Genomic DNA, 8,364 nt, shown 5'->3' on the forward strand with positions numbered 1-8,364 from the left:
CGGGTACGGCAAGGCGGCCGCGCCTCCGGCGAGGAGACCGGCCGCCTTGCCGTACCCGGCGGGGCCGAACCAGCCGATGACGGCCACGGGTACCAGGGCGGGGATGCCCCCGGCGACCTCTTGGAGCTGGGTCGCCGCCAGCCGGCACCGCGCGCATGCGTCCAGGTGCTTGCGCAGGCCCCGTTCGGCGCGGGTGCGCAGCCGGCCGCGCGCGTACGTGCCGAGCCGGTCGGCGTGGCGGGCGCACTCCTCGTCGTCGGTGAGGGCCGCGCTGACGTGCGCCTGGAGGTACGCCTGCTTCAGGCCCTCACGGGCGCGGCTGGCCAGGACGCGGGTGCCGTTGGCGTCCAGGCCGAAGAGCGCGGCGACCGTGCTCGGCGACTCGTCCTCGACCTCGGTGTGCCACAGCACCGCCTGCCAGCGCTCCGGCAGCGACCTGAACGCCTGCATGGCCAGCGACTGTTCGGCCCGGTGCATCGCCCGTACGTCCGCGCCCGCGCCCTGGTCCGGGGCGCCGGTGCCGGACCCGTGCGGAAGGCGCTCGGCCTGGGCGGCGAAGACCGCGAAGTCGTCCACCAGGTGCTCGCGCTTCGCCGACTGCGTCCAGGACGCCGCCACCCGCCGTACGGTCGTGAGCAGGTACGCGCGTACGGCGTGCTCGGGACCCGAACCGCCGCGCACCGCCTGGAGCACGCGGGCGAAGACCTCGGCGGTCAGGTCGTCCGCGGTGTGGGCGTCCCGGCAGCAGGTGCGGGCGTACCGGCGCACCGCGTCCGCGTGGCGCCGGTACAGCTCCCCGTAAGCGGAGTCGTCGCCCGCGCGCAGGCGCGCGACGAGATCGGCGTCGGACGGCGGCCGTTCGCGCAGGGGAGGCAGGATGCCCTCCTCGCGCCGGTCGCGCTGGGCGGGGACGAGACCGTCCGGGTCGTCCATGTCGTCGGGGGGCACGCTCGCGCGCCACCCCTGCCCCGGCACCTGCGGCGGGTTCTCGGCCCCGGAGTCGCCGTCACCGTACGACTCGTCCCGCCCGTCAACGCTCATCGCGGAAGCCCCCGCCACCTGCCCATCCGGTTCTGATCAGGTGTCAGGTTGTCACAGCGGCTTTCGGCCGGGACAGCTCGGAGCGGTCCCTCCACCCGTTCGAGGGTTTCTGTCGCACATGCATGTGGACGGTCACTCGTCGGGGGAAGGGGTGGAGGCCCGTCCGGTGCGGACGGGCCCCGCCGGGCGCACCCGTCCTCAGGCGGGACGCGAGCGCAGGCCCTCCAGCAGGATGTCCAGCAGCCGGGCGGAGGCCGCCGCCTGCTGGGCCGGGTCCGGCAGCGAGGGCGCGGCCGTGGCGATCACCAGGAGCACGTCCGACACCGACACGTCCGCCCGCAGCGCGCCCGCCTCGCGGGCCCGCTCCACGAGCCGGCCGACGACGTCGAGGAGCTGCGCCGCACCGGCGTCGTCCTCCCCGGCGGGCGCCCTCTCGGGCACCAGCCGCAGGTCGGCGCCGGCCGGCTGCGTCCGCTGCTGCGGCACGCGCGCGTGCTCCTGCTCGTCCGCCACGCCCACCCGCAGCACCTGCGGCGGCAACAGCCGCCCGGCGCCCGAGGCGACCGACGTGCGAAGGAAGCGGGACAGCGCCGACCACGGCTCGTCCTCCTGCCCGAGCGCCGTGCGCGCCTGGTCGGTCAGCCGGGAGGTCTCCTCCTCGGCTATCCGCCGGACCAGGACGTCCTTGCTCGGGAAGCGCCGGTACACCGTGCCCACACCGACGCGGGCCCGGCGTGCCACGTCCTCCATCGGCGCGCCGTAGCCGAGCTCGCCGAAGACCTCGCGTGCCGCGCGCAGCACGTGCTCCAGATTGCGCTGCGCGTCCACGCGCAGCGGTGTCGTGCGCGGTCCCCCGGGGCGCCCGTGAGCCGGCGACGGCGCGCTCAGCGCGGTGCCGGGCGCCACGGCGGACGCGGAAGACCAATGAGAATCCTGAACATGCATACGTTTCCCCCGGTGATGACGTCTCCCCCCGGAGACTCCCCGCCACAGATGGCCGGAGCTCGAGAAACATGCCCGGTGGCCGGGTCCGCCCGTCGCGGACCCGAATGAGCGCATCCCCCTACACCCCGTCGACGTACGAACATAGTTGAGAGGAAGTCAATTCAGAAGGGGCAGGTTCCGCACGGAGCGCCCCCCGATCGGAGTACGGGGCACATTGATCCCGTACGCCCCCCGGGAGAAGCACCGGGAAAGAGCCGCTGACCTGGGCACGAACCGTTCGTTCCCGGACGCCGGGCCGCTCGGTGCACCCTTCGCCTCCGGTCACACAATTCGTCGGGGCTGTGGACAAACGCAGGCGACGGGTGCGTCATGGGAGGGTGAAGGAACGTGCGCGCATTCTCGTTGTCGGCGGTGGCTACGTCGGGATGTACACGGCCCTGCGTCTGCAGCGGAAGCTGAAACGGGAACTCGCCCGGGGCGCGGCGGAGATCACCGTCGTCACCCCCGACCCGTACATGACGTACCAGCCGTTCCTCCCCGAAGCGGCCGCCGGTGCCATCTCCCCTCGTCACGTGGTCGTACCGCTGCGTCGTGTCCTGGACCGGTGCCGCATCGTCATCGGCGAGGCCACCGCCATCGACCACGCCGCCCGCGTCGCCACCGTCACCACCCTCGCCGACGCGGAGAGGGGCGGCGAGGGGGGCGCCGGCGGCCGGGCGGTGGTGTACGACGAACTCGTCCTCGCGCCCGGCTCCGTCTCGCGCACCCTGCCGGTCCCCGGCCTCGCCGACCACGCCATCGGCTTCAAGACCCTCGAGGAGGCCATCGGGCTGCGCAACCACGTCCTCGAACAGATGGACATCGCCTCCTCCACCCGCGACCCCGCGCTCCGCGACGCCGCCCTCACCTTCGTCTTCGTCGGCGGCGGCTACGCGGGCGTCGAGGCGCTCGGCGAGCTGGAGGACATGGCCCGCTACGCCACGCGGTACTACCACAACCTCCGCCCCGAGGACATGAAGTGGATCCTCGTCGAGGCCTCGGACCGCATCCTGCCCGAGGTCGGCGAGGAGATGGGCCGCTACACGGTCAGCGAACTGCGCCGCCGCAACATCGACGTGCGCCTGGAGACCCGCCTGGAGTCCTGCGCCGACCGGGTCGCCGTGCTCAGTGACGGCGCCCGCTTCCCCACCCGCACCGTCGTGTGGACCGCGGGCGTCAAACCGCATCCCGTCCTCGCCGCCACCGACCTGGCGCGCGACGCACGCGGACGGCTGCGGTGCACCGCCGAACTCGCCGTCGAGGGCGCCCCGCACGCGTGGGCCGCGGGCGACGCCGCCGCCGTCCCCGACGCCACCGCCGAGGACCCCGGCCGGGAATGCGCCCCCAACGCCCAGCACGCGCTCCGCCAGGCGAAGGTGCTCGCCGACAACATCGTGCACTCCCTGCGCGGCGAACCCCTGCGGACGTACGCCCACTCGTACGCCGGGTCGGTCGCCTCCCTGGGACTGCACCAGGGCGTCGCCCACGTCTACGGGCGCAAGATCAAGGGCTACCCCGCCTGGCTCATGCACCGCACCTACCACCTGAGCCGGGTCCCCACCTTCAATCGCAAGGCGCGCGTGGCCGCCGAATGGACCCTCGCCGGGCTCTTCAAACGGGAGATCGTCTCCCTGGGTTCACTCGAACACCCGCGGGCCGAATTCGAACTGGCGGCCGGTGGAAAGCCTCCCCAGGACCCCCCGGACACCCCGAAGGGGTCGTCCTGACCGCACCCAGGAACTCCCCGGACCGGTCCGGCGTCTGACGGATGTCGGCCCGGCCGGCAGCCTGCCAGACTGGTCCACCATCCGGGGCGGGCGGCCGTCCGTTCCCGGTGCGGCCCCGGGGCCCCGGCCGGTCCCGTTTCCCGGCCGCCGACACCTACGCGAGGCAAGGATCCGTGAACTTCACCCGCTGGAGCGCCCGGCTCCCCGGAACGCAGCGCCGCGCCGCGGCGCGCGGCGAGCACGCGGTCCCCCCGGACCGGCGGGGAGAGGGCTCCGTGCCCCCGGCCCGCGTCGGACAAGCCGCCGAACCCTCCCGGCCCGTGCCCGCCGTCGACGACCTCAGGGTGCGCGAGGTCCTCGACCACGTCCCCTCCCTCGTCGCCCTGGTGCACGGCCCGGACCACCGCATCGCCTACCTCAACGGCGCCTACACGGCCGCCTTCGGCCCCCGCCCGGTCGGCGCCCCCGCGCGGGGCGCGCTCCCGGAACTCGAGGAACTCGGCCTGCTGAACCTCCTCGACCAGGTCCTGCGCAGCGGAAAGCCCCGCACGGTCAAGTCCCGCAAGGCCCCCGACGGCCGCTCCTACACCTTCACCTGCACCCCGGTCACCCAGGGCGACGGCAACGGCGTGCTGGTCTTCGCCACCGACGTCACCGACCACGCCGAGGCCGCCGAACGCCTGCGCGCGAGCGAGCGCCGCCAGCGCGAGACCGCCGTCACCCTCCAGCGCTCCCTGCTCCCGCAGGAGCTCGAGGAACCCGACGACCTGCGGGTCGCCGCCACCTACCACCCCGGCGGCACCGAGGCCGCCGTCGGCGGCGACTGGTACGACGTGATCACCCTCGGCGGCGGGCGCACCGCCCTGGTCATCGGCGACGTCATGGGCCGGGGCGTGCGCGCGGCGGCCGTCATGGGCCAGCTCCGCACGGCGGTGCGCGCCTACGCCCGCCTCGACCTGCCCCCGCACGAGGTCCTCCAGCTGCTCGACGGCCTCGCCACGGAGATCGACGCCAACCAGATCGCCACCTGCGTGTACGCCGTCCACGACCCCAACGAGGGCACCCTCGTCCACGCCTCCGCCGGCCACCTCCCCATCCTGGTCCGCGACGAACACGGCACCGTCCAGCGCACCGACGAACCGACCGGTCCCCCGCTGGGCACCGGCGGCTGGATGTACTCCTCCGGCTCGATCCCGCTGGAGCCCGGCTCCACCGCCGTCCTCTACACGGACGGCCTGGTCGAGCGCCGCGACGAGGACCTCGACGAGGGCATCGCCGCCCTGGAGCGCGCCCTGGCCGGCGCGACCGGCACCCCCCAGGTCATCTGCGACCGCCTGGTCCGCTCGGCGGGCGTGACCCCGGAACACGACGACGACGTCGCCGTCCTGGTGCTCCAGCACCCCGCCCGCACGGGTCCGGAGAGCGAGCTGTTCCACAACGCCGCCCTGGAACTGCTGGGCGGCGTCGAAGCGGCCCCCCGCGCGCGTGCCTTCGCCTCCGGCGTGCTCACCAGCTGGCGCTTCTCCTCGGACCTGCACGACCTGGGCGTGCTGGCCGCCAGCGAACTGGTCGCCAACTCCCTCCAGCACGGCACCCCGCCCATGCGCCTGCGCCTGCGCCGCACCGACCGCCGGCTGATCGTGGAGGTCACCGACGGCGACGACCACCTGCCGAGACGCCGCCGCGCGGAACCCGCCGACGAGACCGGCCGGGGCATCGCCATCGTCGCGACGATCGCCTCCAACTGGGGGAGCCGGCGCACCCCGGGCGGCGGCAAGGCCGTCTGGTGCGAGTTCGCCCTGCCGAAACCCGCCCCCCAGGGCGCCGGCCCCGAGGGCGGTACGCCGTAGGAGCGCGGGTCCCGGGTGCGCGCGCCGGCCCCGGGTGCGCGGACGGCCCCGGACCCGCGTGCGGTCTCAGGCGTGTGCCGGGGACTGGCCCGCCGGAGCGGTGCCGCCCTGGGCGACCACCCGGCTCCGTGCCGCGGACGGATGGTCCTGCACCTCCGTGAGCTGCCGGCCCAGCCGCAGCGCGAGCACCGTGATCGCCAGGGAGAACAGCACGAAGACCACGATGTACGGCCCGTGCAGCGAGGCCCCCATCGGTCCGCCCACCGCCGGACCGATGGCCAGCGCGAGCTGCTTCACCAGGGCGAACGCCGAGTTGTACTGCCCCGCCAGCCCTTCCGGCGCGAGATCCGCGACCAGCGGCGCGAGCGTCGGCGACAGCATCGACTCACCGAGCCCGAACAGGGCGTACGTCGAGATGAAGGCGGCGGTCGCCATCGCCTGGCTGCCGTTCCCGAGGCCCGCGTACCCGGCCACGGCCCACGCGACGGCCCAGAGCAGCCCCACCGACGCGATCACGCGCGTGCGGCGGCGGCGCTCCACGAACCGCAGCACCACGAACTGCGCGACGACGATGGCCAGGGTGTTCGCCGCCAGTGCCGTGCCCAGCGTCGACGTCGAGACACCGGCCGCCTCGACCCCGTACGCGCTCAGCCCCGACTCGAACTGGCCGTAGCAGGCGAAGAACAGCACGAAGCCCAGCACGCACAGCTGCACCATGGCCCGGTTGCCCATCAGCCGCTTCCAACTGCCCTTGCCCGACGGAGCCGGAGCACCCTCGATACGGGGCGAGCGCGGCATCCGCACCGTCGCCATCACCGCGACCAGCAGCAGGAACATCGCCGCCTCGATCGAGAACAGGACGGTGAAGGAGGAGGCCCTGGTCGTGTCGACGAGGTGTCCGCCGATGAGACCGCCGACCCCGAGCCCGAGGTTCTGCAGGAAGAACTGCGTGGCGAACGCGCGCGACCGGGTCTCCGCCGTCGAGCAGTCCACGATCATCGTCGCCAGCGCCGGCTGCATCACGGCCTGTCCGGCGCCGAGCAGCGCCGACGACACCAGCACGCTCGACGCACCGCTCGACAGGCCCAGGCTCAGCGCCCCGACGGCGGCCGTGAGCAGGGCGGCGAGCAGCACCGGCAGCGGGCCCCGCCGGACGATGGCCCGTCCGGCGAACGGCAGCACGATCAGTGCGGCCACCGCGAACACGGCGAGTACCAGCCCCGCCGTCACGGCCCCGAGTCCCCGTACCTGCGCCACGTAGACGTACAGGTAGGGGACGGTGAAACCGAGGCCGAACGCACTGAGTGCGTTGCCCACGTGGATCCGGCGCATCGCCGCGCCCATCGCCCTGGTCACGTTCACCCTCTCTTGCAAGTTAATAGTGAAGACTTAGAAGCTAAAGTTCGAAGGTGAAGAGTACACGTCGAATGACTTCATCGCGAAGGGCTTCAGAGTGAAGAGCGTCATGCCATACTGCGGGCCATGGGCGACACCTCCGGCCTCAGCGAGCCGACACTCGAAGAGCAGATCGCCGCGTACCAGCGCGAGTTCCAGGACCTCGACCCCCAGGTGGAGAAGATCGTCTCCGCGCTGTCCCGGCTGAACCGCCGGATGAACGTCGCCTACGGCCGCCAGACCGCCGAGCTCGGCATCACCAACGCCGACTGGGAGGTCCTCAAGGCCCTCGTCCTGTCCGGCGCCCCGTACCGGATGGGCCCCAGCGACCTGGCCAAGCGCCTCGGCCTCACGCCGGCCGCCATGACCCACCGGATCGACCGCATGGTCGCCGAGGGCCTCGTCAACCGGGAACGCGACGAGACGAACCGGGTCCGGGTCATCGTCGAGGCGACCCCCGCCGGCCGCGAGAAGTGGCTCGAGGTGATGCGCATGGCGACGGTCTTCGAGGAGGACCTGCTCCAGGACCTGTCCCCGGACGAGCGGACCGTCCTGGGCGAGGTGCTCACCCGCCTCCTGCGCAGGGTGGAGGACGCCCAGCCCGACGCCGGCGGCCGTCTGACCGACCTGGACTGACGGCTTCGTCCCCGCGGGCGACCGGCCGGCGAGCGGCCGAAAAGATCTTGACAGGGGGTGCTTGACTTCCCCCCACCCGGTCCGTAGAGTCCTTCGAGTTGCCATCGAGCCGTAACGGCTCCCCGGCAGCACTTCCGCCGCGAGAGCGGCACTCACACCACCAGCACGACCTCCTCAGCGGACTGCTTTCGGTATGCCCGAATTCAATTCGCAGGGATGCCGGCGACTTGAATCGGAACCGAACGGCTCCGATTTGAGAAGCGGCGAGAGAGTCCGCTAAGGTTTGAGACGTCGGAACGGCCCAACGGCCGGAAAGACAAACCCCGCTGACCGGGGGTCAGATCAAAGAAGAAGATCTGATAGAGTCGGAACCGCCGGAAAGGGAAACGCGCAAGCGGAAAACCCCGAACGGCGGAAAACGGCGAAAGCCACCGAGGACATCGCACCGGAAACGGTCTGATAGAGTCGGAAACGCAGAACCGAAGGGAAGCGCCCGGAGGAAAGCCCGCGAGGGCCGGTACGAAGGAAGCGTCCGTTCCTTGAGAACTCAACAGCGTGCCAAAAATCAACGCCAGATATGTTGATACCCCGACGACACGGACCGTCCGGTCCGGATCGTTGAGGTTCCTTTGCAGTAAACACAGCGAGGACGCTGGACACGACCGGGCCCATTCCGCCCGGCGTGCCGCTCTCGTGCATGTGTCACCGGATCACCGGTAAACATTCACGGA

The 8,364-nt window shown here is 72.5% G+C and carries 6 protein-coding genes; 3 read left to right on the forward strand and 3 right to left on the reverse strand.

Annotation, left to right across the window (positions count from 1 at the left end; genetic code table 11):
* Positions 1–1,041 (reverse strand): sigma-70 family RNA polymerase sigma factor (locus AOK18_RS07910; RefSeq protein WP_157865053.1); only part of this gene is annotated, 1,041 nt, incomplete at its 3' end.
* 198 nt (positions 1,042–1,239) lie between these two features.
* Complete coding sequence (locus tag AOK18_RS07915) at positions 1,240–1,986, reverse strand: TetR/AcrR family transcriptional regulator (RefSeq protein ID WP_055570595.1); 747 nt, start codon at positions 1,984–1,986, stop codon at positions 1,240–1,242.
* A gap of 377 nt (positions 1,987–2,363) precedes the next feature.
* Between AOK18_RS07915 and AOK18_RS07920 the strand changes: the two genes are divergently transcribed.
* Together AOK18_RS07920 and AOK18_RS07925 are read left to right on the forward strand one after the other, a co-directional pair.
* Complete coding sequence (locus AOK18_RS07920) at positions 2,364–3,752, forward strand: NAD(P)/FAD-dependent oxidoreductase (RefSeq protein ID WP_079104898.1); 1,389 nt, start codon at positions 2,364–2,366, stop codon at positions 3,750–3,752.
* Positions 3,753–3,925: 173 nt separating this feature from the next.
* A complete protein-coding gene (locus AOK18_RS07925) occupies positions 3,926–5,602 on the forward strand; it encodes an ATP-binding SpoIIE family protein phosphatase (protein WP_055570597.1) in 1,677 nt (558 codons plus the stop codon).
* A 66-nt stretch (positions 5,603–5,668) separates the two neighbouring features.
* On the opposite strand, the gene AOK18_RS07930 is transcribed toward AOK18_RS07925, so the two are convergent.
* Positions 5,669–6,946, reverse strand: a complete 1,278-nt coding sequence (locus tag AOK18_RS07930; RefSeq protein ID WP_055570598.1) for an MFS transporter — start codon at positions 6,944–6,946, stop codon at positions 5,669–5,671.
* 138 nt (positions 6,947–7,084) lie between these two features.
* On the opposite strand from AOK18_RS07930, the gene AOK18_RS07935 reads away from it, so the two are divergent.
* A complete protein-coding gene (locus AOK18_RS07935; protein WP_055570599.1) occupies positions 7,085–7,633 on the forward strand; it encodes a MarR family winged helix-turn-helix transcriptional regulator in 549 nt (182 codons plus the stop codon).
* Positions 7,634–8,364 lie beyond the last annotated feature (731 nt).

Origin of the sequence: Streptomyces prasinopilosus (genome assembly GCF_001419695.1) — a bacterium.
GTDB classification, from domain to species: Bacteria; Actinomycetota; Actinomycetes; order Streptomycetales; family Streptomycetaceae; genus Streptomyces; species Streptomyces prasinopilosus.

What these genes read in the sequence shown, in the direction of transcription:
- AOK18_RS07935 (WP_055570599.1), top strand. Translation starts at nt 7,085, where the DNA reads ATGGGCGACACCTCCGGCCTCAGCGAGCCGACACTCGAAGAGCAGATC.
- AOK18_RS07930 (WP_055570598.1), bottom strand. Translation starts at nt 6,946, where the DNA reads ATGGGCGCGGCGATGCGCCGGATCCACGTGGGCAACGCACTCAGTGCG.
- AOK18_RS07915 (WP_055570595.1), bottom strand. Translation starts at nt 1,986, where the DNA reads ATGCATGTTCAGGATTCTCATTGGTCTTCCGCGTCCGCCGTGGCGCCC.